Annotated in this window: 31 protein-coding genes; 2 read left to right on the plus strand and 29 right to left on the minus strand. The window is 28.9% G+C overall.

What is annotated here, in order from left to right; all coding sequences use genetic code 11:
• Positions 1-150: 150 nt before the first annotated feature.
• From WG945_RS16775 to WG945_RS16785, 3 genes are all read right to left on the minus strand, one after another.
• Positions 151-786 (minus strand): hypothetical protein, encoded by a 636-nt coding sequence (locus WG945_RS16775; RefSeq protein WP_068452272.1) that lies wholly within the window; start codon positions 784-786, stop codon positions 151-153.
• A gap of 164 nt (positions 787-950) precedes the next feature.
• Entirely contained in the window at positions 951-1,814 is an 864-nt protein-coding gene (locus WG945_RS16780; RefSeq protein WP_068452274.1) for a hypothetical protein, read from the minus strand.
• Positions 1,815-1,967: 153 nt separating this feature from the next.
• Positions 1,968-2,381, minus strand: a complete 414-nt coding sequence (locus WG945_RS16785; protein WP_394364780.1) for a thioredoxin-like domain-containing protein — start codon at positions 2,379-2,381, stop codon at positions 1,968-1,970.
• 66 nt (positions 2,382-2,447) lie between these two features.
• On the opposite strand from WG945_RS16785, the gene WG945_RS16790 reads away from it, so the two are divergent.
• Positions 2,448-3,610, plus strand: a protein-coding gene (locus WG945_RS16790) for an IS3 family transposase (protein ID WP_340866702.1) whose coding sequence is annotated in 2 segments (ribosomal slippage) — positions 2,448-2,688 and positions 2,688-3,610 — 1,164 coding nt in all. Because the reading frame shifts where the segments join, the coding sequence is not laid out codon by codon here.
• Between the two features lie 452 nt (positions 3,611-4,062).
• On the plus strand, positions 4,063-4,272 hold the full coding sequence (locus WG945_RS16795) for a hypothetical protein (protein ID WP_068453064.1): 210 nt from the start codon (positions 4,063-4,065) through the stop codon (positions 4,270-4,272).
• A gap of 414 nt (positions 4,273-4,686) precedes the next feature.
• Here the strand turns inward: WG945_RS16795 and WG945_RS16800 are convergent, their stop codons facing one another.
• The 26 genes from WG945_RS16800 to WG945_RS16925 all read right to left on the minus strand — a co-directional run bounded on the left by WG945_RS16800 (position 4,687) and on the right by WG945_RS16925 (position 26,114).
• A complete protein-coding gene (locus tag WG945_RS16800) occupies positions 4,687-5,109 on the minus strand; it encodes a hypothetical protein (RefSeq protein WP_068453061.1) in 423 nt (140 codons plus the stop codon).
• Positions 5,110-5,279: 170 nt separating this feature from the next.
• Positions 5,280-6,173 carry a hypothetical protein gene (locus WG945_RS16805; protein ID WP_340866704.1) on the minus strand — a complete coding sequence of 298 codons (894 nt, stop codon included), beginning with the start codon at positions 6,171-6,173 and terminating at the stop codon, positions 5,280-5,282.
• Between the two features lie 227 nt (positions 6,174-6,400).
• Positions 6,401-7,114, minus strand: coding sequence for a hypothetical protein (locus tag WG945_RS16810; RefSeq protein WP_157603748.1), 714 nt, complete (start codon positions 7,112-7,114; stop codon positions 6,401-6,403).
• 159 nt (positions 7,115-7,273) lie between these two features.
• Positions 7,274-7,816, minus strand: coding sequence for a hypothetical protein (locus tag WG945_RS16815; RefSeq protein WP_068453136.1), 543 nt, complete (start codon positions 7,814-7,816; stop codon positions 7,274-7,276).
• 202 nt (positions 7,817-8,018) lie between these two features.
• Positions 8,019-8,918, minus strand: coding sequence for a VOC family protein (locus WG945_RS16820; RefSeq protein WP_197482128.1), 900 nt, complete (start codon positions 8,916-8,918; stop codon positions 8,019-8,021).
• Positions 8,919-9,574: 656 nt separating this feature from the next.
• A complete protein-coding gene (locus WG945_RS16825; RefSeq protein WP_068453130.1) occupies positions 9,575-10,429 on the minus strand; it encodes a hypothetical protein in 855 nt (284 codons plus the stop codon).
• Between the two features lie 154 nt (positions 10,430-10,583).
• Positions 10,584-11,279, minus strand: coding sequence for a hypothetical protein (locus tag WG945_RS16830; protein WP_068453127.1), 696 nt, complete (start codon positions 11,277-11,279; stop codon positions 10,584-10,586).
• Between the two features lie 44 nt (positions 11,280-11,323).
• A complete protein-coding gene (locus WG945_RS16835) occupies positions 11,324-12,802 on the minus strand; it encodes a toxin-antitoxin system YwqK family antitoxin (RefSeq protein ID WP_068453124.1) in 1,479 nt (492 codons plus the stop codon).
• Positions 12,803-12,967: 165 nt separating this feature from the next.
• Positions 12,968-13,873 carry a putative phage abortive infection protein gene (locus WG945_RS16840; RefSeq protein ID WP_157603747.1) on the minus strand — a complete coding sequence of 302 codons (906 nt, stop codon included), beginning with the start codon at positions 13,871-13,873 and terminating at the stop codon, positions 12,968-12,970.
• Between the two features lie 245 nt (positions 13,874-14,118).
• Entirely contained in the window at positions 14,119-14,943 is an 825-nt protein-coding gene (locus WG945_RS16845; protein WP_068453118.1) for a hypothetical protein, read from the minus strand.
• The gene (locus WG945_RS16850) at positions 14,943-15,485 is read right to left on the minus strand and encodes a YcjF family protein (protein ID WP_068453115.1); all 543 of its coding nucleotides are present in this window, start codon (positions 15,483-15,485) and stop codon (positions 14,943-14,945) included. The genes WG945_RS16845 and WG945_RS16850 overlap by 1 nt, the downstream gene beginning before the upstream one ends.
• A 9-nt stretch (positions 15,486-15,494) precedes the next feature.
• Complete coding sequence (locus WG945_RS16855) at positions 15,495-15,650, minus strand: hypothetical protein (RefSeq protein WP_157603746.1); 156 nt, start codon at positions 15,648-15,650, stop codon at positions 15,495-15,497.
• Positions 15,651-15,782: 132 nt separating this feature from the next.
• Positions 15,783-15,938, minus strand: coding sequence for a hypothetical protein (locus WG945_RS16860; protein WP_157603745.1), 156 nt, complete (start codon positions 15,936-15,938; stop codon positions 15,783-15,785).
• A gap of 17 nt (positions 15,939-15,955) precedes the next feature.
• Positions 15,956-16,237 carry a hypothetical protein gene (locus WG945_RS16865; RefSeq protein WP_068453112.1) on the minus strand — a complete coding sequence of 94 codons (282 nt, stop codon included), beginning with the start codon at positions 16,235-16,237 and terminating at the stop codon, positions 15,956-15,958.
• A gap of 14 nt (positions 16,238-16,251) precedes the next feature.
• The gene (locus WG945_RS16870; RefSeq protein ID WP_068453109.1) at positions 16,252-16,554 is read right to left on the minus strand and encodes a hypothetical protein; all 303 of its coding nucleotides are present in this window, start codon (positions 16,552-16,554) and stop codon (positions 16,252-16,254) included.
• Between the two features lie 103 nt (positions 16,555-16,657).
• Entirely contained in the window at positions 16,658-17,662 is a 1,005-nt protein-coding gene (locus WG945_RS16875) for an IS30 family transposase (RefSeq protein ID WP_068447857.1), read from the minus strand.
• 209 nt (positions 17,663-17,871) lie between these two features.
• On the minus strand, positions 17,872-18,168 hold the full coding sequence (locus WG945_RS16880) for a hypothetical protein (RefSeq protein ID WP_068449013.1): 297 nt from the start codon (positions 18,166-18,168) through the stop codon (positions 17,872-17,874).
• Between the two features lie 6 nt (positions 18,169-18,174).
• Entirely contained in the window at positions 18,175-18,543 is a 369-nt protein-coding gene (locus tag WG945_RS16885; protein WP_068449015.1) for a hypothetical protein, read from the minus strand.
• A 32-nt stretch (positions 18,544-18,575) separates the two neighbouring features.
• Positions 18,576-19,091, minus strand: coding sequence for a J domain-containing protein (locus WG945_RS16890; RefSeq protein WP_157603573.1), 516 nt, complete (start codon positions 19,089-19,091; stop codon positions 18,576-18,578).
• A 4-nt stretch (positions 19,092-19,095) separates the two neighbouring features.
• On the minus strand, positions 19,096-19,335 hold the full coding sequence (locus tag WG945_RS16895) for a hypothetical protein (RefSeq protein ID WP_340866711.1): 240 nt from the start codon (positions 19,333-19,335) through the stop codon (positions 19,096-19,098).
• 303 nt (positions 19,336-19,638) lie between these two features.
• Positions 19,639-19,995 (minus strand): helix-turn-helix domain-containing protein, encoded by a 357-nt coding sequence (locus WG945_RS16900; protein WP_068449832.1) that lies wholly within the window; start codon positions 19,993-19,995, stop codon positions 19,639-19,641.
• A 2-nt stretch (positions 19,996-19,997) separates the two neighbouring features.
• Positions 19,998-20,291 carry a type II toxin-antitoxin system HigB family toxin gene (locus tag WG945_RS16905; protein ID WP_068449833.1) on the minus strand — a complete coding sequence of 98 codons (294 nt, stop codon included), beginning with the start codon at positions 20,289-20,291 and terminating at the stop codon, positions 19,998-20,000.
• Between the two features lie 215 nt (positions 20,292-20,506).
• Positions 20,507-21,253, minus strand: a complete 747-nt coding sequence (locus WG945_RS16910) for a YoaP domain-containing protein (protein WP_068449834.1) — start codon at positions 21,251-21,253, stop codon at positions 20,507-20,509.
• Between the two features lie 204 nt (positions 21,254-21,457).
• Positions 21,458-21,880 carry a hypothetical protein gene (locus WG945_RS16915; protein ID WP_068449835.1) on the minus strand — a complete coding sequence of 141 codons (423 nt, stop codon included), beginning with the start codon at positions 21,878-21,880 and terminating at the stop codon, positions 21,458-21,460.
• A 122-nt stretch (positions 21,881-22,002) separates the two neighbouring features.
• Positions 22,003-23,127 carry a tyrosine-type recombinase/integrase gene (locus tag WG945_RS16920; RefSeq protein WP_068449836.1) on the minus strand — a complete coding sequence of 375 codons (1,125 nt, stop codon included), beginning with the start codon at positions 23,125-23,127 and terminating at the stop codon, positions 22,003-22,005.
• A 35-nt stretch (positions 23,128-23,162) separates the two neighbouring features.
• On the minus strand, positions 23,163-26,114 hold the full coding sequence (locus WG945_RS16925) for a DNA polymerase III subunit alpha (RefSeq protein ID WP_068449837.1): 2,952 nt from the start codon (positions 26,112-26,114) through the stop codon (positions 23,163-23,165).
• Between the last annotated feature and the right edge of the window lie 11 nt (positions 26,115-26,125).

Below are 26,125 nucleotides of genomic sequence, written 5' to 3' on the forward strand. Positions count from 1 at the left end.
TGGTTTAATGCTGTACAACGTTTTTGTATATGGTTTGTTGCGTGGTTTAAGCAACTAATTTAGTAAATAATTACGGACAAAGAAAGTCCGCGAGGACTTTCGTAAGTAGGCAAGAAGCCAGCAATAAATTATATACGGTGTTGTACATAGTTATTTCTTTCTTAAAACTGAATTACAAACCTTTTCTATTCCGCTTATGATTTGTTCTATTTTTTCTTTTATTTCATCACCATTATTCTCTCCATAATCTTCCCAAATTATTGCTTCGTATTCCTCCATTTTTTTCAGATGTTTTTCAAATTGTTGATCTGTAAATTTTCTTCTTCCTTGGTCTTTCCAGTATCTTCTTCCTAAAAATCCAGATACTGTCATTATTCGGTTTGTAAGTTTAACAATATCGTTAAAGTACTCTTCGGATTCTTTTCCAAATATTGTTATAAATCTATATTTTAAAGCTCTCAATTTATAGAAAGGTTCTTTATTATTTTCAAATCTCTCAATTACTACAAACGCCTGGTCAAGAATTTCAGAATCCTCTTTTCTTTCATTTTCATTCCGTTTTCTTGTTTTTCCTTCATTAGTATTTCCAAAAGGACTTCTAATTATTGAAATAGCATCTTGAACTTCATAAAAAAGTGATAATGTTTCTTCAGCTAATTCATATTTTCTTTTCCATTTTGTTTCTCTTCTCCAAGAATTAATTCCATAAATGGCTACTCCAGATGCAAGAATAATTGATAGGCTTTTTATGAAATCAAAAAGTAAATTCCAATCTATTTCACACATTTTCAGATTTTGGTTTTAATTATGTACAACGTTGTTGTGTATGGTTAGTTGCGTGGTTAAGCAACTAATTTAGTAAACTTTGACGTACCTGAGAATATTCCGAAGGAATATTCCAGATGAGCACTTACAAAGCAATTAATTATACACGGTGTTGGCAACAGTTTTTATTTATATTTGAAAATATGTGTTACTTCTGGTTCATTTAATTTATTATATCTAATCCTTTTGGAAACTAAATTATTATTCAAATAATCAGTAATTGTAATATATTTCAGTTGTCCTTTTTCGTTCCTAACAGTTTCTTTTATTATTCTTTTTTCTTCATCAAGTTCATAAATATGAGTTGATTGTCGTGTGTAATTGTTATACCAAGTATTAATTACTTTATATCCATTATTGAAATAACTATATTCATCTTTCCAAATAAGATTTTCATCATCTTCATAAAAACTGTGGCTACTTATTCTGTTCTTATTGTCATATTCCCAGTTATAAACGTTTATGAAAATACCATTATTTATTTTGGTAATCATTTTTATTTTATTTCCGTCTTTATTATATAAATATTTGACATTACTTAATTCTTGCCAAGATTTTTCTTTCTCATAATCATCACTATTTATTGTACATCCGTCAGGTCGACCAATTCCTTTATCAACACTTTTTTTTAATCTTTGCTTGAAGTCATAATTTTCTTTAGATAATAAAATACCTGTTTTTGAGTATTTATTAATTGATTTGAAACTATCATCATTAGGGTATGATGTAATCACTTTTGTTAGTAGGCTATCTGAATAGAAATAGTTATTCTTAAATTTTGAACCTCCAATATATTTTGATGTTTTAAATCCATTTGATTCTTCAGTTAAAATTTGTCCATTTTTATTGTAAGAAATGTTTTTAACTAATTTTTGATTTAAACTGTCGATATTTTCATATTGATAAACTTCACAATATCTATAATTGTTCGTGCAATTTGCAAATAATAAGCAAATTAGAGATGTAAGAAGTAGTTTTCGGAAGTTCATTATTAAATTGTTGCCAACGTTGTTGTGTATTGAAAGTTGCGTTTTTAATGAACGGCTATTTTCCGAAGGAAAATTGAAGTGAATAAAAAAGCAACAACTTTTGGTTAAGCTAAAATTAAGCAATTTTTACTACACGGTGTTGTAAAACGTTTTTTATTCAATTAGATTTTCAATTTTTTCTAAATGTATTTTTCCGTCAAAAACTGTATCTGTAATTTTTCCGTTTTTATTAGCTAAAAGATAATGAGGGAAAGTTGTTCTTTCATTCAAATCAATTATTTCAGTTTTTAAATAACTTTTATAATGATTATAATTGTCAAAGTTTATGTGAATTCCATTTAAATTGAGATTATTCATTTTTATAAACCACTTCTTATAATTTTCACTTTCAAGACCGTTTGAAATAAAAATAATATTAATATTTTCATTCTTAAATTTTTCAAACATTTCATTTAAAACTATTTTGTCAGACTTCAGTCTTTTTTCAGACAATCTAGTGTTAAAGTAAATAAAGGATGGTTTATTTATTAATTCAGGAATTTTCAGTAATTCAGAATAAGTTTTTATTTTGGAAGTGGATTGTCTAGTTTAGATGTGACGAATTTTTACGGTCATAAATTATATATTTGAATTATGGCAAAAAGATACGATAACGAATTAAAGGTTACAATAGTAGAACTATTGCAATCAGGAATCAAGGCAAAACAAATTAGCGAGGACTATGGTGTTGCTCCCAGCCTTATAAGTCGTTGGAAAAAGGATTATGAGGCTAAATCTGGAGACTTTTCCAAGAAAAGGGAACTTACTAAAGAAGAGCAAGAACTTAAAGCGCTGCGTAAAGAATTACGTGATGTGAAAATGGAGCGTGATATTTTAAAAAAGGCAGTAAGCATCTTTTCCAAGAGCGACCAATAAAATATCAATTCATATTATCAAATGAAACAGATTTTGTGGTTGAGAAGATGTGTAAATGTATGCGGGTCAGTAAAAATGCATATTACAATTGGCGTAAGAACAGGGGGTTAGTAAGAGCTAAAAACTCCGTAATACTCCTAAAAGAAAGGATTAAGGCAATTTTTGAAGACAGTAAAGAGATTTATGGAAGCTGTAGAATACAAAAAATGTTAGAACGAGAAGACCTGAATTATTGCCGTTCTTATATCGCAATATTGATGAAAGAAATGGGACTAAAAAGTGTTTTAAGAAGAAAGTTTGTAAACACAACAGATTCCAAGCATAGCTTTCCATTGGCTAAAAATGAACTGGATAGAGAATTTTCAAGTTCAATAATAGGAGAAAAATGGGTGTCAGATATTACTTATATTAGGGTAAATAACAGCTGGAATTACCTAACAACTATTATAGATTTAGCTGACAGAAAAGTAGTAGGATGGGCGTTAAGTGAAGACATGACGGTTCAAAATACAGTACTAAAAGCCTGGGTTCATGCTAGAAGAACAAGAGATATTTCAAATAACTTCATATTTCATTCTGACAGAGGGGTTCAATATTCAGCTAATACAATGACTAATATCTTTTCTTTCAATAGCAATATAACACAATCCATGAGCAGGAAAGGGAACTGTTGGGATAATGCAGTAGCGGAAAGCTTTTTCAAGACTATTAAACACGAATGGCTGTATCGCTTTAAATTTAAATCTTACTTGCAATTATTTGACAAAGTAAGCCAATACATTACTTGGTATAACACAAAGAGAATTCATTCAAGCCTGGATTATTTAACACCATTAGAAATGGAACTAAAACTAAAACGAATTATCAACAATGCGGCCTAAAAAATTAGTCCCATTTTTATTAGGTAGTCCAAAGAGTCAATTTCAATGACTTTTATTCCAGTTTCATTTTTTATATTTTTCAAATAATAAAATTCGATACTTTCTTTAGAATTCCAAATTATTAATATAACAATAAAAAGAATGTAATATTTCGTTTTCAGCTTTCTTTTCGGCATTTTTGGTTAATGTTTTACAACGTGTTTTGTGTATGGTAAGTAAGGGATAAGTATAAACTACCTTTCATTTGGCACTTTAAAAATAAGTATTAACTAATTTAAAACAAGCAATATCGCCCTTATTTATTATACACGATGTTGTGTACAGTACTATTCAGAAGCTAAGTTATTATTCAAGTTCTTTGTAAATATTATAAAAGTGTTAAAGATATGTTAAAGTCGGTATTTAGTCTTTTTTAAGTTAATTAAGATATATTTTTGTTATAAAAAACAAGCATGGAAGATTTAATTAAAACATTGTTATCTAAAATTGATTCTTTAGATAGCAAGATAACTAATTTAGAAACAAATGTTAGTTCTTTGGAAACAAAGATGATTAATGAATTTTCAAGTGTAAACAAGAGATTAGATGGTATTGATTATGAATTAAAAAAACTCAATACTGTTACTAAATATAAAGATACTTATAGAAACATACCTGCTTAAAGATTTGTTCTATAAAAACAAAGAGTGTAGTCCGCTAAAACATACACTCAATGTAATTTCAGTATTAACTTTTCAGAAATACTCGGTAAATTAGATAAGCCCAGTTCAATAGACTTCTAATTAACCTCTCGTAATTGAGCCACTTCTCCCTTGGAGATAAAGGCTCTTTTCTATGATTACTCATACTCTTAAATATCTTTGTGTTTTTAATTGGAAAGACTTCGGGTTTGAGTAATCAATACGATTCTTACAAAGTTACAGTAAAATTCAGCTTTTGATTTAGATAGTTTATTGTAAGTTATTAACAGGCTTTATATAATTATCTATACTTACTGTTTTATATTATGAGTTGGTTTAAAAAAATAGATTTTGAAAGTCCAAAATTCAGATTTTACACAAGTTTAGTTGCGTTAATTATTTCAATAATAGCGTTAGTATCGACACTATTAGAGCGATAATAGCAGTATAAAATCCCCACTTACCATATTCAAAACTTTCGATTGTTCCTTTTCGGATTATTTCCTCTTGGGTTTCTTTTCTGATTTCTTTATTTTTATTACTTGTTTCCTTTTCTTTTGTTTCGTTAAGATACTTTAACCAACCTTTGTTTTCGTATATTCTAATTCCATTGCTTGTTAAAGTACAAAATTCACCATAAATAGAAATTAAACCATATCTCTCCATATAATTTGCTATAACTTTCGGTTGAATATCTACACTATCAATTCTTTCTCCTTTTATATCAATAAAATAATGATAAGACTCTCTTTTATCGTTTCGATTCCCTAAAACATTTAAGTTTATATTTATTAATTCTTTTATTTCCTTATCTGTCATTCCTTTTACATTGAGCGAGATTGGGTATTGTACACAACGTTGTTGTGTATGATTAGTGGCGTGTTTAAGCACCTAATTTAGCAAATAAAAACCGAATAGAAAATCCGCGAGGATTTTCGTAAGTAGGCGAGAACTAGCCATTAATTATACACGTTGTTGCCACACGTTTTTTATTTCCAATAACTTATTTTTCTCGTATCCACATAAATTGGAACGAATTCCTTTGAATTATTAAAATGTTCTTTCATTGATACATTTTTCTTAATCCAATTCCCATTTTCGTCAAATTCATAGGTAAATTTCAGTTCACGATTTAATTTTGAGTTTTCATATTCTTTTGAATTAGTGGGATTATATAAAATATCAAATTCAGTTATATTGTCTAAATGCTTTTTTAAATCCGCTGATATTGTATAAGAAGTTTGTTTAAAAATTCTTCCATCTTTCCATTCCGTTTCGCTTATCATTTCTATCCATTCTGTTTTATATGACGATTCTATTAGATTGTTGTTATTGTCATATTTAAACAGATTAGTTGTCATTGATTTGTCATTCCCTTTTTCTTTTTGTGTAGAAGATATTATTTTATCATTATTATCAAAAGCGTATTCTAAATTAACTTCGGTCGTATCATTTCCTTTAATGGAAATTCGTTTTATTTGATAATCATTTTTTCCATAATAAAAAGTTGTTTTATGGTCAATTGTATCATTAACGAAAACACTCAATTCACTCGTGTTTTTGATAGTATCATATTCCGAAGTTTGAATAATATTCGATTCGTTTGATTTGTTAATTGAAACACTTTTTATGAAATCTTGGTTTTTGTTATAATCAATAACATTAGTTTGTGTAAGTTCTCCATAATTATCGAAGTATTCTACTTTTTTTAATTCCCCAAAATCAGTGTACTCTTCTATTTTGTTCAGAACAGGTTTATCTTCATTTACTGTGTTCTGAAAAGTTGTTTTGTAATATTCAATTTTTTCAACTTTTCCATACAGATTGTTTCCTTGTAAAGCGTTTTTCGAATCTGAATAAATTGGCTGTAAATCGGTTCTCAATTCAGTTTTATTTTGGCAGTTAAATAAAATAATTGACAGTAAAGTCAGTAAGTAAATTTTTCTCAATGTTCTTATTTTCAAATGTGTGGCAACGTTGATGTATATGGTTTGTTGCGTGTTTCAAGCAACTAATTTAGTAAATAATTACCGACCAAGAAAGTCCGCGAGGACTTTCGCAAGTAGGCAAGAAGCAAGCAATAAATTATATACGGTGTTGCCAGTAGTTATTATAGTTTATGTGCTGCAACTTTCAGCCAAATTTCTTTAAGTTCTTTTCTGCTAATATTAAATTTTTTCATTATAATCGGTTCAGATTGTTCTTCTTGCATATCCCAATATTTTTCGCTCATAATTTCGTTGTAAATTTCCAATTCTCTTTTTGTCGGCAAATCAGATTTAGTTATTTTTCCAACTTTGTCTTTGATTATTATCTCAAAATTATAATTCGTTCTTATATTACTTTTTGCAATTTCAGGCGTTACATTTCCAGTTTTTGCATTAGGCGACCAAAGTAATTTTCCAAAAGTGTATCCATTTCCAATGTCATTTTTGTCATCGTAAGCAAATATTACGATTTCATCAATATCTTTATTTTTTTCCGTTTGTTCATAAACGATAGATTTTAAAGTATTTTCAAGATTCTCTTTTGAAATGTCAAATGGAATAACAATTGACATTGTTAATCTTATAAAATTTGGTAAATCCTTAAGTTCTTGAGTTGAATAATCAGATAATTTTCGAGTTAAAGCCTTTGCGCTTGAAAATTCAGATTCCTCAATTGTAAAACTCGAAATTTTTGTTGAGTCAAATTCTATTTTAAATTCAGGTTCAGAATTTGAAGTTTCTAATTTCAATTCAGTTTTTGATTCAGTTTTGTTCTTCTTCGTTTCATTACAACTTAATAAAATCAGAATTGGTAAAATCCATAATATTCTTTTCATTTCTCGCTTTTTGTGTTGAGTTCTTCGGTTTTCGTTAATTACTGGCAACGGTCTCGTATAACCGTCAGTTACGGGTTAATATGCGTTAATTTTCGATTTATCACAGGCTTTAGCAATTCCGAGTGGATTCGGACGTAGTCGAATCCGCCGTAATTGCGGTTATACATTGTTGTGCCCAGTTTTTATTTTTTCAATCAGTTTGTCAATCCGTTCATTTCTGCACCAAGCTGTTCGGTCAAAATTTATTTCGTGAACGGTTCTGCCATAATTATTGATTTTTAAAATCCTTTGTTTTCCAAAAAGAGAATCTTCCTTATTTTGAAAATCATAGCTTAAATTTTTATAATCGTAATGGTTGTCTTTTTCCTTATTATTAGCTAGATTAATAGTTTTAATTTCCAGTTTGCGCTCCGAGTCATTAAACTCAATTTTGTAAACTTCTCCGAATTTATATTTTTTTCTAGTCCGATAGATAAACCAAGTTATAACTCCTATCGAAATTATCAGACTCGACCACAACGGATTTTCAAATAAAAGTTCAGCAGTTGTGTTTACTCTAGTCGGTCTGCCATTAGATACAAATAATGGAATGGCAATCCAACTTGCCAAAAAGAGGACAATGAATAATACAATATATTTAATTCCGATTGTCAAAAAGTTTAAATCAGAGGCAGGTTTTTCTATTTCGTAACTGTCGTTCATAAATTGGGCACAACGTGTTTGTATATGGTTTGTTGCGTGGTTAAGCACGTAATTTAGCAAATAAAAACCGAATAGAAAATCCGCGAGGATTTTCGTAAGTAGGCTAGAACTAGCAATAAATTATATACGGTGTTAGCACCAGTTTTTTAATCATTTATATAATCTGTTGTTCATTTAATGAAATGTGTAGTCTTTAGTATTTTCAACGCCAAATACCTTCAGGAATTGGCTTTTCCTCTACTATTTCTACTAATAGACTGTCAGGGCCTCTAACAAAAAAACTTTTCATTCCGTGAATAGAGTCAATTTTTATATTATGAACAATATCTAGTCCATCGGATTTCATTTTCTTCATTAGAAACTCAATATTTTCAGTTGAAAAACCAATATGATCGATTGAGCTACCATCTGTTGGTTTAATTTCTTCATTAGACCACCACGATTCTTCCTCAACTGGTTTGCCAAACACAATTATATTAATATTATTGACGGTCAATAAATTCCATTTCCATCGAAGCTCGTTATTCTGCCATTGCTTCGCTTCTTTATATACTGGAAGGAATCCTAGATTGGATTCAAACCAGTTCATAGTTTTATCAACATCAGATGATAGTAAGTGGATATGTTCAAACCTATGATTTTTGTTTCCAGTATAAACTTCTATGACTTCTTTTTCTGGGCCAAGAAAGTACATCCAAAAATTATCACCAAGAGGTGTAATGTTGGTATGAACCGCTATTCCTTCATTGACTCTCCAGTCAAATTCAGATTGACCATCCACACCTGACCAACCAATATGCCATAAACTGGAACCTAAATGTGTTGGTGGTGCAATATCGACAAGGTTCATTAATAAAAACGATTTTTCCGTATAAAGAGCATCCACTCGCTCTCGATATTTTATTTGAGTCGCACCAAAGTATTTTTGATAATATGCAATAGTTGAATCTCTGTCTGTAACATTTAGATGGATATGATGAAAATTTACTTTACTTAATTTTTCAGTCTCTTCGGATTTTTCAGGTAGCTGTTTACATCCAACAAATTGAAATATTAGAGTAGCGAAGACAATTAAGGTAGTTCTATATTTTATGTCATTCAAATTATTCATTTTTTCAAATTGGTGCTAACGTTTTGGTATAAAGAAAGTTGCGGTTTTGTCAACGAGGAATTTCCAGCGGAAATTCAGAAGTTGGCAAAAATGCAACTACTTTAAATTAAGCACTAATTTAGCAATTTTTTTTATACGGTGTTGTAATTTCGTTGTGAAACATTTGAGTAAGCACGTTTTGATTCCATTTTCAACTTTTCAGCGTGTGAGTAAATTCCTACATTTTAACTTTAAAATACTTTTTTTAAAAATTACCGCAATAAATTCCACATTTTTGGTTTCCCGCTTGAGTTAATTCAAACGTTACGATTCCGCAAAGATTTTCAATTCCGCCTACTTAATTATTCACGAGATTTTGTCCCTCAAAATTCAGTTTCCCAATCTTGTAAAATTCCAAAGTTGAGTAAAATTTGCAAAGATTTTCAATTCAATATTTTGAGTGTTTTTTTACTTTAAAAACTCAAACTTCATTTTATTTTTCAACCGTTTTCGTTTTTCTGAACAATGAATTACAACGTTTATGTATATGGTTTGTTGCGTGTTTTAAGCAACTAATTTAGTAAATAATTACCGACCAAGAAAGTCCGAGAGGACTTTCGCAAGTAGGCGAGAAGCCAGCAATAAATTATATACGGTGTTAGGCAACGTTATTTGTAATATTCAATTTTTCTAACTATGACAAAAGTTGGTTTTAAGTTATCATAAACTACTTTTTCAATCCAATTTCCTTTTGTGTCATACTCAAATTTTTCTTTCCTTATTATTTTTTCATTTTTATCAAAATCATTTATTTCAATTAGTAAATCTTTTTCGTTATAATTTCTAACGCTTTTGAAAACTTGCTTATTAATAGAATCAAAAATTTTCACAGAAATCAATTGATTCTTATTATTGTAATTCAGAATTCTTTTGTCGTCAAATTTCCCTTTATAATAAAACTCTTCTTTTTCTTTATTATTTTCAGAATCAAACTCGTATAATGCTTTTGAAATTAAAATATTGTCAGAGTTTAAAAAGTTTTCTTGAACTACTAAATTTTTATTATTAAATGTGTTAATCATTTTGCTTTCATACTTTCCATCACTATCATAATCTATATTTTCTATATTATTTCCTTTTTCATCATATTTCCAAATTGTTTTTCCAGATAAAGTTCCATTGGAATTATAGTGATTATTTTCTATAACATCATTATTCTTATCATATTTAACAGTTGTTTTTGAGATTAACAAACCATTTTTGTCCATTTTATTCCGCTCAATTAAATAACCATTTTCATTATAAATATTCTCATAATTTTTTCTCCAACTATATTCTAATTTTAAATCTCCTTTTTCTGTTTTACCAAACTTTTCAACTGCCAGATAAGTTCTTTCTGTAGTTGATTTAACTTTTCTTTTTAAATCATTTAGTTCTAAAGAGTTTTGTTTTCTTTCAAATGAAGTACAGTTTGAAAAAAATAAAAGTAATAATGTGTATGAAAATATTTTATTGATATGCATTTTTTTTTAATGTTGCCTAACGGTCTTGGCTATGGTTTCGTTGCGGAATGGTTCGGCAGAACTATTCCGCCGTAAACCAAAGTTAGCAAATACGCAGGAATTTCCGAGAGGAAATTCCACCGCAATGAACTATAGCCGTTGTTGTACAACGTACTTATTTTTCCGTGTCTATTAACCAAGCGTTTCTGTATTCCGTTATTTTACTTAATTCTTGTTTTAATTTTTGTCGGTCTAAATCCATTTCGGAATATTCTGCTCGTTCATAGAGTAGGTTATAAGCCGATTGATGAAGTCCGTATTTTTTTAAGGTGTAAAAGTCAGATTCCGCATTTTTAGAATTCAGATTTTCGTTATCAAACTCAATTTTTAAAAGGTCAACCAATGTGTCATTTACAAACTGGTTTTCGTAATTCAGTCGTTTTTTTTCCGATTTCATTGAGTTAAATTCTTGGATAATTTCGTAAACGATTGAGTCGTTTTTCTCCGCCTTTCTTCGGTTCCAAAATTCAGCGTAATATTTTGTCTGTATTTCAGGTTTGTTATAGGTAAGTTCCAAACTGTCCATTAAATTCTCAAAATTTTGTTTTATATAAATTCCTTGAATTAAAAATTCATTGTCACTTTTAAAAATCAGCCTTTCGAGTTTGTCGTAACCAAACTTTTTAAATGATTCGTGAACCATTTTTAAATTCTTCGGTTTTCGAATCCACGAGTTTTTTGTCCAGTCTCCATTTCTCAAATCGAAAAATGAAGTTTGGTTTTCTGCATAAAATTCCAATTCAGATTTCTTGTCGTTTTTACAAGACAGAAATAAGAAAATCAGAAGTAAAATTGTCAGCAGTTTGTTCATTTCGGGTATGTTGTACAACGTTTAGTATAAGAGTAGAGGCGGATTTAAGACCATAACTTTTTCCACCACGACTTAGGTTCGTTGTTTGTACTAATTTTGGATTTTACACTATTTCCGCCATTACTTTTATATATTGTTGGGCGTTCGTTTTTTTTTGTAGGACTTTCCAATTTTTTAAGTCTATTTGTTTTTTCGTTAAACACTTCGTGGTTTACAACATTTCCCGATTTCCCCCAATTCTTGCGAACAATCATTCTGCCATCTCTATAAGTAAGTTCAGAATCTATTTTTCCATTCTCAAACCAAACTTTATAAGAAACACCATCTATATTTTGTCCATTTTCCAAAATTTGTTCCATTCTTTTTTGTCCATTCTCGAAGAAGGAAACTAAAGTTCCGTGATATTGCCCCTTGTTGTTAAATGGTTGAATAAATTGTATCTTCCCAGATTTATAGTAATCTTTCCAAGTACCATTTCTTAAGCCTTTTATGTAGTAATGTTCTTTTTGTAATTGTCCATTATCATACCAGTATTTTGCAATTCCATCAACTTTGTCATTTATATAGAGAGCTTTGTGTTTGAGTTGTCCATTATCGTGATATTCTTCATATTCACCATTTTTAATGATTGAGTGCAAATTGCTCTTGGGATTTTTGAGAGTTTCCTCAATATACAAATCTTTCTCATCCCAATTTTTTAAAATATGTTCAATTTGAAAAGGATATAATACTTCTGATAAAGTTTCAGCATCAAATTCTATCTCGGTGATGTCTTTTGGTAAATAAGTCAGTATTGCTAATGGAGGAGACAATTTTAAATTTTGATAAGCTAACAATTTATGATGTCCATCTAAGATATAGTATGAAGAGTCATAGTCGTTTGATGCAAAGTATGCATTTAACAATATAGCAAAAGGTCTTTCTCCATTTTTGATGATTTCTTCAAAGTACTTTACTCTATTCTGATCTATTTTATCGAATGGTTGAGTAGCATAAAATGATTCGTCTCCAGTATATATTCCACTTGTTGTGTATTCCAGAATTTCGGAAGGATAGTATTTTTTGGAAATAGCATTTTCTTTCAAAAAATCCTTATGGTCTTTTATAACTTGCTCTAAATTGGAGGCATTAGTTGTTTTGTTAGCGAAAACGACTTCTAAAGGATTAAAATGTGTCTCTTTGAAATTATCATAGGAAGATTGATATTGAAAAAATTCTCTTTCGTTATTCGGATAAAAATTCAAACTATATGTTCCATTTTTAAATAGAGGTAATAAAGGTTTCAAAATTTCATATAAGTCTTCAATATTGTCCGAAAAATCATTATTCAGATTATCAGTTAGAGTTTTTTCTACTGATTTTCTATATTCTTCATTGTAAGGTAGGGTACAAAAATATTTTCCTACAGAACCACGGCAATCATACCAAACAACTGTTAAAGGATAATTAAAACGGATATAACTACCAATATCACTAAGCCCTATAGAGCAAATATTTTTTCCGTTTTCGATTTCAAATTTCATCCTGTTTATTTGTGTTTTTTCAATGACGCCCAACGGTCTCGGCTATGAGTAGTTGCGTGGGTTAACACTTAACTTTGCAAGTACACACCAAACTGAAAATCCGCGAGGATTTTCAGAAGTAGGCGAGAACAAGCAATTACTTATAGCCATTGTTGTGCATAGTCTTTATTTAAATAATTCCTTTCTACTCTTCAAATTAATTCCTTCAATTTCATTATGCTCTTCGCTTAATAAATCTTCAATAGTCAGATTTTCAAGTGTATTATATTTTATCAATAATCGCTGTAATTTTGGAAAAGATAATGAGTTGTAAAAAAGAAGAAAAAGTTCTGGAATAGACATTTGTGCTTGAATAAATTCCGCATACTGTTTAAATTCCGCTTTGGCTTTCTCAATCTCTTTATTTCTTTCCGATTGGTTTTTAATTAATTTAAGTCTTTCTATTCTTTCGTTTTCTGTTCTTTCAACAAATAATAATATGTGGTAAATATGTCTAAAGTAATGACCTATAACGAAATGAAATTTATTAAAGAATATAGCATAAAGTCTTTCCGCTCTTTCTAATCCTTTCAACTTTGAAGAACTTTCCCAAAGTTCCGAGTCAATTTTATAGTACTTAAAAGTGAATGAGGTTTTTCTCCATTTAGTTAAACTCTCTTCTTCCTCTTCATTATGAGGTTCATCTTCTGGACCTTGCGGATTCCATACTCTATGTTCTATAAATTTAGGATTTGATAATGTATTATCGATTCGTTGCAGTTCAAATCTTGATTGGTTGAAAAAATCTCGTCCTTTAGCTTCTCTACTGTTCCTTTTATTGTAGGACTTTAAGTCAAAAATCGTAGTCGAAATATCATTCGCTATTTGGTGTTGAGATTTCAATAGATTGAAAAAAGTCGTTTGAAAATTCTGGTCTTTAAATTCTTCTTTAGTTTCCTTTAATTCAGTTCTTTGCAAAGACAATTCTTTTTGTTGAAGAAAGATAGAATAGATTATTCCTGCTAATGCAAGTCCCGAAAAAAGAGAGTTAATAAACCCAAACTTATCTCCAAAAGCACCTCTATCGGTCACAGAACAATATAAATTGTCGACGACTATCCAACTGATTATCCATAGTGTAACTACGAGCAATATCAGCCAAAAAAAATTCTTTATTTTATGTTCTTTTTCGATGGTTTCTTAGATTATGCACAACGTGTTTGTATATGGTTTGTTGCGTGGTTTAAGCAACTAATTTAGTAAATAATTACCGACCAAGAAAGTCCGCGAGGACTTTCGTAAGTAGGCGAGAAGCTAGCAATAAATTATATACGGTGTTAGGGCACGTATTTATTCGCTAATGTTCCTGCTCCATATAATAGTTTGAATAAAATTCCAGCTCCAACAATTACGTTAATTACTGGAATCATCATTAGTCCCGCAATTATTGTAAATTTCATTACTTTCATTCCAGTCAGTTTGATAAATTTAATTTTTAAAGTATTCAGAGTTATTTTGTTTTCTCGATACAATTTAAACAAATAAAAAGAAGAAATAGCAACTGAAATTGCTGGCAAAGTTGGAATATAATCCCAAAGTTCATCATTTTCGTCAAGCTCAATTAGTTTGTCTACAAAATCGTGAACATCTGTTGTTAATTCCTCGTTTGAGATTCCGCTTGTTTCTAATTCCATTTTTACGGCAAGTTCTTCTGTTATAAGAATTTCGCCTTCTTGATGGTTATCAATCCAATCTTGCACGTAGGAAGAATTATCTGTTGCTTTTAATTGTATTTCTGTTATTTCCCCTGTGATATTGTCTGTTAAAAGAATGTCTGTATTTTGATGGTTTGAATTTGTAAACATTGAAGCAGTAATACTGTCTCCATCATTATTTTCAATTTCAACAAATTGAATTTCGTGTAAAATACCTTTTACGTTGTTACTTAAGCCTATTAGTTGATTTTCGTCAAAATCTTGTAAATAGGTACTAATTTCCGCTGTGGTTTGATTTTTAAGGTTATGGTTAGCTCTTTTTAATGCTTCTAAAATATAATTTTCATTTTCAGTTAAAGATTCGGGGCTTCCATAAGCAATTTTTGCTAATGTTGTAACAATTAAAATATTATCGAATTCTTTTTTTAAGTACTTAATTGTTGACATTATAATTCATTCTTTTGCTTATGAATCTCTTCTTTTTTTTCTTTTGATTTTTGTTTTCCTTCTGCTTTTGCTTTTTTAAAAATACTTTTAATCATTTCAGGGTCAATTTTCTCCCCTTTAATCTTCTTTTCAAAATAGTAATCCATTACTTTTCCCATACCATATGTAAGACCAAAAACTAAAGGAATTGTTGTAAAACCAGAAATGAAAGGTAAAACGGTTTTGTAAGCACCAATTGCTAATTGTTGTGATAAAAACCCAAGCCCAACTAAACCAGCAAGCTCTTTAAAAATTTCACTTGCGCCTGCTTCTGAAATACTGAAACCTCTAATATCAGCGATTTTTTTCCCCATATAAGCTTGAATTGGAGTAAGAACAAAAATGTCTGCAAAAGGTATTGGTTGCACAGCAATAGCAGCACAAGTAGTTCCAAAAACTGTGCAAATTCGTGTAACTTTTTGGTCGTCAGTTAAGTCAGTCCGAATTTCAATATCAGTAACTTCTTTTTTTATTCTTTCTTTTGCTTTTTCTAAAATTTCCATTTTTAAAATTTATTTTTCATTTTCATTTGGAGATTCTTCATAGGCCTCTTTTATTTTCATTTTCATTTCATCATAGTCTTTTTTGATTTCTTTTTTACTGATTACCATTTGCTCTTTACCTAGTTTTATTTCTTTTAAAATAAATTTTTTTATTTGTTTGAACATTGTATTTTGTTTTTTAATTACCAGAAATTTGGGTCTTTTTGGTCGTCTGTTAAGTCAGTACGAATTTCAATATAGGTAACTTCTTTTTTTATTCTTTCTTTTGCTTTTTCTAAAATTTCCATTTTTTAAAATTTATTTTTCATTTTCATTTGGAGATTCTTCATAGGCTTCTTTTATTTTCATTTTCATTTCGTCATAGTCTTTTTTGACTAATTTTTTTTGTTTATCATATTCTTCTTTACCTTCTTTTATTTCCTTTAAAATAAATCTTTTAATTTGTTTGAACATCGTATTTTGTTTTTTAATTACCAAAAATTTGGGTCTTGTTGGTCGTTGTCTCCATCATAATCAAATCCTTCCATTAAGCTATTATGGTCATTGTGTCTATTATAATTGTGTCTATTAGATTCTCTTTTAAGATATTCAATTGTATTATCAATAGAATCACATTCCTCTATCTCTTTCTCTATTTTAAATTCTTTAATAAATTTTTGGATTAATTTCAATTTTTTTCTTGGTATTTTTTCCATTTGCTTTAATTCAAATAAGTAACCAAGGATAAATGTCAATAATTCTCTATTTTCCATATTTTTTTAAATTATTAAAATTTGTGAGAATTATTAAAAAATTTAGATTTTATTCCTAAAACATCTGCAATTTTAGTAATCATTTTTTTTACTTCTTTTTTTTCTATATATTTTTCTTTTGATATTTTTTCTATCCTATTATCTAACCAATTTAATGTTTGAGTTAAATCTACGTTTTTACTTTTTTCGTAATTATCTAAAATTGAATAGTATTCTTCAATTGAATATTTTCCTATATACTTTCGGCTTTCTATATATTCTTTAAGGTATTCCTCTTCATAAGTATTTTTTTTAGTATAGTCTATTTCTTTTTTCATATTTATAAAATAAGTATTATTCTTTATATTTCATTTTTTGTAGATATAACGATCTTGGATTCAATGTTGTAACGCAACAAAACGTTTTAGCTTTTAGATGTTACTAAGCTACAAATTTCAGTTCAATATCCATCATTTCTTTTGGTGTTTTATACCCTATAATTTTTCGAGGTCTATTGTTTAATTTTTCTTGAATAATTTGAAGTTGTTTTAAGTCGATTTCATTAAAATTAGTTCCCTTTGGAAGGTATCTTCTAATGAGTCCATTTGTGTTTTCGTTTGTTCCTCTTTCCCATGAAGAATAGGGGTGAGCAAAATATATTTTCATACCTGTTTTTTTAGTGATTTTTTCGTGTCTTGCCATTTCAATACCGTTGTCATATGTCATAGATTTTTTATAAATAGGATTTAATTTATTTAATATTTTAGAAAATTCATTAGCTACTTCATCCGCTTTTTTAGATTCTAATTTAATAATTAAAGTGAATCTTGTTTTACGTTCTACAATGGTTCCTATGGCGCTTTTATGGTTCTTTCCAATGACTAAATCTCCTTCCCAATGTCCAACTTCATTTCTGAGTTCAATATGCCCTGGTCTATTGTCAATGCTGACTTGGTTTATAATCTTACTTCCACCACCACGTCTTTTTTTAGAGGTTCTACGTCTTGTTTTTTTACGAACTAATAGTTTAATTAACTTTTTGTTTAAACGGGCTTGTGGTCTGGTATAAATGTGTCTATAAATAGCTTCATGCGAAATAGACATTATCGGATCATTGGGATATAATTTTTTTAGTCTTCCAGAAATCTGTTCAGGAGTCCAGTTTAATAAAAGACCTTTATATACAAAATATCTAAGTAAAGAATATGTACTTATTTTATCTAAATTTCTCTTGTTTAAATAATCTGATTTAGCACACCAATGAGCTAAATCAGCATCATATTTTTCACCTGGTTCTGTTACAAATTTATTAACTTCTCTACCGATAGTTGAACGAGATCTATCAAGTCTATTTGCTATATAAGATTTAGTCTTTTTTTCCTTTAAAAGTGTCTGAATAATAACTCTTTCTTTTAAAGTTAATCGTCTATGTTTTTTTAATTCCATTTTACAAATCTATTAATTTAGATTTGTTGCGTTAAGTTATTGAATGGAGGGATTTTTCTTTTATATGTGCCCTAACGTGTTTGTATATGGTTTGTTGCGTGTTTCAAGCAACTAATTTAGTAAATAATTATTGACCAAGAAAGTCCGCGAGGACTTTCGTAAGTAGGCGAGAAGCCAGCAATAAATTATATACGGTGTTGGCAGTAGTTTTATAGATTCAACTTCAAATTTTCATCTTTCAAATTTAATAAAGGTGTTTGAAAAAAGATTCCACTTTCCAAACTTTCCACTTTATTAAATACTACAGACACAATTAAATCTTCATTGGTAAAACCTAATATTGATTCTTCTGCGTCTAAAGTATCTGAATAGATTTTTAGAAATTCTTGAAATTGGTCGAAACTTGTTGGGCGAATTATAATTTCTTCAATTACCTCCTCATTGAATTTTAATCCAACAATATGAGAATTATTTGTCTTTAGTTTTTGTGCTTCTTGATAAGTCATATTTTTCTAATTACAATCACATTTATTATTAAAAATATATTTATGAAATCTTTCCCCATATGTTGTATTGTGTTGATTTACACTTGTTTTAAAAATTACCCAAGTATCAAATGAAACACCACAAAAAACATATTTTTTAGTTTCATATGAATTTTTTAATTTTATTTCAGCTATTATTAAAGTGGAATTATTTCTAAAATGATAAGCTTTAACTTTTTTTAACCAAGAAGATTCCGAAAGTTCATATGAACTTATTTCTTCATTATAAAAACTTTCCTCTTTAGCATACTTAATTAAATCTTCACATTTCGTTTTTTGTGAAAAAGTATTAAAGGATAAGAATAATATTACAATTAATAGATATTTTTTTTTCATATTAAGTTTTTTTCTTTTAATTTTTCATTTTATTACTCTCCTTTAGCCATTGCATAACCTCCATATCCAAAAAGTGCTAATACTAATGATAAAAAAATTAAGCTAAAGTTACCTCCAAAAATTGCACCAATGAAACAAATAATTGAAAGTGGGAAAAATATAATAGTCAAAATCCAACCACACCCCATATTAGCAGTTTTTTTAATTTTTTTTCCAACTAAAATTAGACTTTCTAATACGTTTTCAAATTGCTCATAAGACATACTTGCGTATTCTTTAGCTTTTTCTTCATATTTTTTATTAGAATAATTATTAATTTCTACTTCTGTACTCTCTTTTTTTGATTTTAAATAGTTGTCGTATTCTATTCTAGAATTAAAATCTTTTAAAGTCTCGTAAGCAATGTTTATTTCAATAAACCTATTATGAGCATTTTCCTCTTTATTTTTATCTGGATGATATTTTAAAGCTAATTTTCGATAAGCTTTTTTTAACTCATTTTCGGTCACATTCTCATTGACATTCAAAATTTCATAAAAATTTCTCACTCTTTTACATATTATTTAGTGTAATAACTCTTTTAGATATTTCCTCATCTTTACTATGATGCTCTATATATAAATTTATATACCTTTCAGCACTTGATTTTTTTTCTAGTCTTAAAAAATAATCTATTCTAAAAAGAACATCTTCTTTATTGTAAACTTTAAGAGTCGTGTTCATAACCTCTTCGTAGTCAGGGTCTCTTTTCCTGTTTTTAATAGCTCTTACTATTTCAACTCCTAATGACATTAGTATTCCCATTTTTTTTGTTTTTTAAATTAATTTGAATTATATAATGTGTTAATTTTTAGTAATTTTATTTTAATATATTTATTATCAGTTGTTTGTTTTGATAAAACCTTTCCGAAAAGTGATTAGTTTTGTCAGAAATGAGTGGAATTACTGCCAACGTGTTTGTATATGGTTTGTTGCGTGTTTTAAGTAACTAATTTAGTAAATAATTACGGACAAAGAAAGTCCGCGAGGACTTTCGTAAGTAGGCGAAAATCCAGCAATAAATTATATACGGTGTTGCCAACTGGCTTTTTTCAATTAATAATCTTGAATTAAAACTTCAGTAGGAATATGTAGAGTAGTGTTGAGTTTTCTAATCATATCTAGAGTCAGTTTTCTTTTTTTATTCAAAATTTCGCTAACTCTACTTTTAAATCCAACAACTTCTGCTAAATCCTTTTGTTTCATTCCCATTTGTTCCATTCTGAATTTAATTGCTTCGATTGGGTCAGGCATTCCGATTGGGAATTGTTCATTTTCATATTTATCAATCAAAATTGACAGGATTTCCAATTCGTCTCCATCTTCCGTTCCTTTTTTTGCATCAAAAATTTCCTCAAGTCTGTTGAGTGCGTTTTGATAGTCTTTTTCGTTTCTAATTGGTAATATTTTCATAATTAGATATTATTTGCGTCAATTTTATCATATTCAGCGTGAGTTCCGATAAACCTTATCCAGCATATTCTGTATTCAAAATTAAATTTTACAATCAAACGATAATTATTACCTTTAATATTGTAAACAATTCGATTGTCTTTTAAAATACTAGCACTCGGATATTCACTTTTTAATTCGTTAATATTGTTCCATTCGGATTTTTCAGTTTCTCTATACCACGATTTTAATTGTTCTTCACAATCAGCGTGTTTTTCCCAAAAATCTCGTAAAGTTCGTTTTGCGATTACTCTCACATTATAATTGTTTGACGCAAAGATAATAAAAAAAGTTACCAATTTGGTAATTAGTTCGGTTTTTTTAGCTTGTTGGCAACGTTTGTGTATATGGTTTGTTGCGTGTTTTAAGCACCTAATTTAGTAAACAATTACCGACCAAGAAAGTCTGCGAGGACTTTCGTAAGTAGGCAATAAGCCAGCAATAAATTATATACGGTGTTGTAAAACGTTTTTTATCCAATTAGTTTGTTTAAATGTCTTTCTACTTTCATTTCTAAACTCACTAATTCTCCTTTGTAAAAAACACTATTTATAATCCACGGAATTGGCATTTTTCGACCATCTTCTTGAGATTTAATGTGGTTAATTTCCAAAGGTATATTTTTCTTTTTTGCGTATTCTCTTAATAATTCATTTGTGTAAAATTCCGTAAATGGACAAGTATTCGAATAATATGCTGTAATTCCTTTGTTATTCGTACAATTTCCAGATTTTGCGCTTTCCATAAATTTCGGAAATTTAGCGTTAGGATTTGTTTTTAGTCCCCAAAGTTTAAAATAAGGTTGCGCCTCGTCAATAATTTCAAATCCTTGATGTTCGAAAAATTTTGGGTCAGACATAAAAGGTCTTTTCTTATCGCTCGAAACTGCAATAATTCCGTCCATATCTTTTGAGTCGGCTAAACATTGTTCCAACAATTTTTTTCCGTTACCTTTTCCTTTGAATTGTCCAGAAACCCAAAAACAATTAATTACCATAAAATTTTTTCCGATTAATGGAAGCCAAGAACTTTCAATCGGTACATATTCAATAAATACTTTTCCTCGAACGTCAACTTTTTGAAAATTGTAGCCATTTTTAAATTCTTTTTTCAGCCACTCTTTTTTCTTTTCATATCCGTTTCTGCATTTTTTGTCGCTTATTGCACAGCAAATATGCTCGTCTTGAATATTTTTATCTGTAAGTTTTAGAATTTCCATTTTTTCGGTTTTCTCAAAAGTATAATTGATAAGCCTTTATTCCTATGATAATTATCAACTTTTCCAAGTTAGTTCGGGTGTTTTTGTAAATGTTTTACAACGGTTTTGTGTATGATTTGTGGCGTGTTCCACGCACCTAATTTAACAAATAAAAACCGTATAGAAAATCCGTGAGGATTTTCGTAAGTAGGCGAAAACTAGCCATTAATTATACACGTTGTTGGCAACAGTATTTTCTATTATTATTTCAGTCAGCTTATCAATATCGGATTTTTCAATTTCGCTTAAATCCAATTCAATTTTATTTCCGTTATTTTTCACAATAATCAGAATTCCGTTTTGTAAATCAGTTGACTTAACATCTTTGAAATTAAATGACTTCCCAAGAAATGATTTAATTCGAATCGTGATTCCAGCTTTATTCCATCCAACATAATATTTTCCAAAACTCATTCTTGCAAAGTAAATGACCATTCCAACTGAACCAATAATTCCCAACATCTTATTCCATTCAGTTTTGGTTTCTCCAAAGATTTCAAATGTTCCAGAGAACATACAAGTAATTGTCAGAATTAGTAGAATTCCATTTTTCCAATCATTGAGTTTATTAAATCTTATTCTTTTCATATTCGTTCTGTTATATTGTTGCCAACTTGTTTATATACAGAGCTTTTATACTGATCTTGTTCCGTTTTGGTGGGATATGCAGAAGTTTAGTGTCTTTATATCCATTTTATAAAAGTAAGTGATTAAAATAAATCATCAAACGGATTTTTAATATTTTTTAAGCTTGGTTCTGTAACATGTGTATAAATCATAGTAGTTTTTGGACTACTATGACCTAATAGCTCTTGGATATATCTAATGTCTGTCCCTTTTTCTAATAGATGAGTTGCAAAACTATGTCTTAAAGAATGTAGTGTTGCTTTCTTTCTAATATCAGCTTTAAATAAAGCATTTTTTAATACTTTTTGTGCACTTGTATTACTATATTTTCCTCCTTTTTGTCCTTCGAATAAATATTTTTCTGGTTTATAAGCAATATAATATTCTCTTAAAATTTTTACAAATACAGGTGATAAAAGAGTGTATCTATCTTTTTTTCCTTTAGCTTGTTTAATATGTATTAACATTCTTTTACTATCGATATCGTTTATTTCTAGATTGATAGCTTCACCAATTCTTAAGCCAGCAGAATACAATAAGCATAAAAGAGCCTTATGCTTAAGGTTTGTTAAGGTGTTAAATAGCGATTTTATTTCAGATCCGCTTAACACTATTGGTAGTTTTTTTTCTTTTCGAGGTCTTTCAATTTGTATTTCTTCATAAGAATATCCCTTGTATTCAAAAAACTTTTTAATTCCACTTATAAATTGATTTTGATATGAAATTGATTTATTTGGAATAAAAATATAATCATAACTAAATGCTTCCACTATTTTTGTAGAGAATATTTCAGCATTTTTTAAAAGAACATATTTAATATAGGTTGTAGTAACATCTACATAAGTGTTCACAGTATTTTTACTAAAACGTTTTTGAAACAACCATTTTTTAAACTTTTGTAATTCTAATTGATAAACATCAGGTAGTTGTTCTATTAGGTGTGAATTTCTTCTTTCCTCTATTTTACTTTTGTTGATGAAAGGTTGTAATTCTATATAGTCAATAGTCCAATTTGGTTTTTTCAAATGATTGAAAACTATTCTTAAATTTTCTAACGAAAGTTCAGAATAAAAAGACCTTAAAGTTTGACTCCAAACAACATTTTTAAGTTTTTTAAGATGTTCTTTTATTTCATTATTATAAGCAAACCGAATTACTAAAACATTTTTATTACGAAGTTTAGAAATTGTTAAGTTGATTTTTTTCATAGCTTTTAGGTAAAGTTAACATTTTTTTTATAAAATCAATTTCTCGGATCTACCGCTACACTCATCTTTTTAGATTGAATTACATTCATACTACAAAATCCATAACGATTGGTGATTTTCCCATAACAACCATAAATTCCCATTCCGTTTACTGGGTATTGATGTACAACATTTGTAAAATGTACGGCATCAAAATAATGACCATCTTGATCAATAAAAGTACTCAGTCTAATTAATTTATTTTGAGATGTTTTGTTAAAGCGAGTAGTTACCAATAAACCATAAATTAAAACATTTTGATTTGTAAAATCAATCATTTGTTTTGCTTTAATACTTGGTAAAAAAGGTTCGGTTACTAGTTTAAAATAATCATGCACAGTAAACCCTAACAATTCCATTTCATCATAGACTTTTTCTAACCAATGAGATTCTAATTTTGGTAATTCATACTTTACTTGTTCTGTCTTAAAAAGCAATTCTTGTTTTGTTTTTTGTTTGGTAGCCTTCAATTTAAAAATAGCTTGCCATAATAGTTGCTTTTTGGTCTTATTAGTAAAACGAAAAGCATCAATTCTTATTAAAATGGTTAGTTGTTCAATACTAATTACAACACGATCTATAAAGTTTTCTAAAGAGGTAAAATCCCCATATAATTGCCTTTCTGTTAACAATCTTTGAATAGTTAAATGCTCTACACTTTTTAAATACCCAAAACCTAAATAAATAGTTTTATCTATAACAATGTTAGGATGATTACTTCTATTGATACAGGGCAATTCAATAATTGCTCCTTGCATTTTTGCTTCATGGATATAATGTTCCGTTGAATAAAATCCACCTCCATTATTTAAAACAGCCACCATAAACTCAATAGGGTAGTAACATTTTAAAAACATACTTTGATAACTCTCTACAGCATAAGAAGCCGAATGTCCTTTGGCAAAAGCATAGCCAGCAAAACTTTTAATTTGATTCCATACTTCAAAAATTAAAGCATCTTTATGCCCTTTTTTTCTACAGTTAGTAATAAATTTATCTTCTACTGCTTTAAACTCTTTAAGAGAGCGATATTTTCCACTCATTCCTCTTCTTAAAACATCTGCCTCACCCAATGTTAAGTCAGCAAACTTACTTGCCACCTTCATTACATCTTCTTGATATACCATTACACCATAGGTCTCTGGCATAATTTCTAACAAAATAGGATTCGCTTCTTTTCTTTTTTCTAGAAAACGATGTCTTTTTATAAACTCATCTTTCATTCCTGATCCTGAAACTCCTGGTCTAATAATTGAACTTGCAGCCACTAAGCCTAAATAATCTTGGGTTTGTAGTTTTTGCATCAATCCTCGCATTGCTGGAGATTCTACATAATAAGCACCAATGGCTCCACCTAATTTTAATAAGTCATTTATCTTTTTATCTTTTTTAAAACTTTCAACATCTGTTATGTCTATCGGTGGATCATCAGGATTATTTTCTTTTATAATTTCTAAGGCTTCTTTAATTTTTGCCAAACCTCGTTGTCCTAAAATATCAAATTTAAAAACACCTACATCATCTGCAATGTTCATGTCAAACTGAACTGTTGGAAATCCTTTTGGAGGTAAGCTTGTTGCTGAATAATAATGAATCGGTTTCTCTAAAATCAATATCCCTGCAGAATGGACACTAATATAATTTGGAAAACCTTCAATTAGTTTACCATATTTTAAAACTAGTTTGGCAATATCATCTAATTGCTCTGTAGCAATACTTTTACTCAGTTTATCTATTTCTTCTTTAGGCAACCCAAAAACTTTCCCCAATTCTCTTATTACAGCTTTATACTTAAAAGTATTGTAGGTGGCTAAAAGTGCTGTGTTTTTAAAGCGTTTAAAAATATAGTTGGTAACATCTTCTCTATCTTTCCAAGAAAAGTCAATATCAAAATCAGGCGGAGAAGCTCTAAAAGGATTGATAAAACGTTCAAAGTACAAATCTAATTCTACAGGATCTACATCTGTAATACCAATAATATAAGCAACAATACTATTGGCACCACTCCCTCTTCCTACATGAAAGTAGCCTTTACTTTTTGCATAACTCACAATATCATAATTGATTAAAAAAAAGGAAACAAACTTTAAATCGATAATTACTTTCAATTCTTTCTCAAGTCGATCATGTACTTTTTGAGTTGGATTTTTATACCGTTTATGTAAGTTGTTTTTACATAAATGCAATAACATACTGCAATCTTTTTCAAAAGTATTGCAATATTTTTTAAGGTTTTGGTTTTTTCTATCTTCGTGAAAGTCAAAAAAAGTATTACAACCTTGCAATACTTTTTCTGTGTTTGCAATACTTTTAGGAAACTCTTTATAAAACGCTAACAATTCTTTTCTTTCATGTATTACATCTGTGATAAGACATTGTTCTGTAGCAGGAAGTTTGCTTAATAAAGTATTGTTATCTATGGCACGTAACAATCTGTGTGCGTTAAAATCTTTTTTATTTCGGATGGTAACTTGTTGTTGTATCACAATTCTATCTTCAAATTTCTTTAAATAAGAAAAACGGAGCTTATTAATTTCTGCAATAGAAACTCCAATAAATTCATTCTCTTTAAAAGAAATCATGTTTAACTGCAATACTTTTTCAAACGGATAAATGATAAATACATCTTCTAAATAACTTGGAGTATCGGGAATATCGGTTTTAGATTCTAAAAAAACAGATAAGTATTGATTGATATTTTGAAAACCAACATTACTTTTTGCGATTGCTACAAATTGCTGGGAATTACCATTTCTAAAATCAACACCAATGACAGGTTTAATATGATACTTTTTAGCTTGTTGTATAAAATTCATACAAGCAGAAGTATTGTTGATATCTGTAAGCGCAATACTTTTGATATTGTTTTCTTTTGCGAGTTCTAGTAGTTCTATTTCCGAAAACGTACCATAACGTAAGGAATAATAAGTATGACAGTTTAAATACATAAAGCAATCAA

Source organism: Polaribacter atrinae (genome assembly GCF_038023995.1).
Taxonomy (GTDB): Bacteria; Bacteroidota; Bacteroidia; order Flavobacteriales; family Flavobacteriaceae; genus Polaribacter; species Polaribacter atrinae.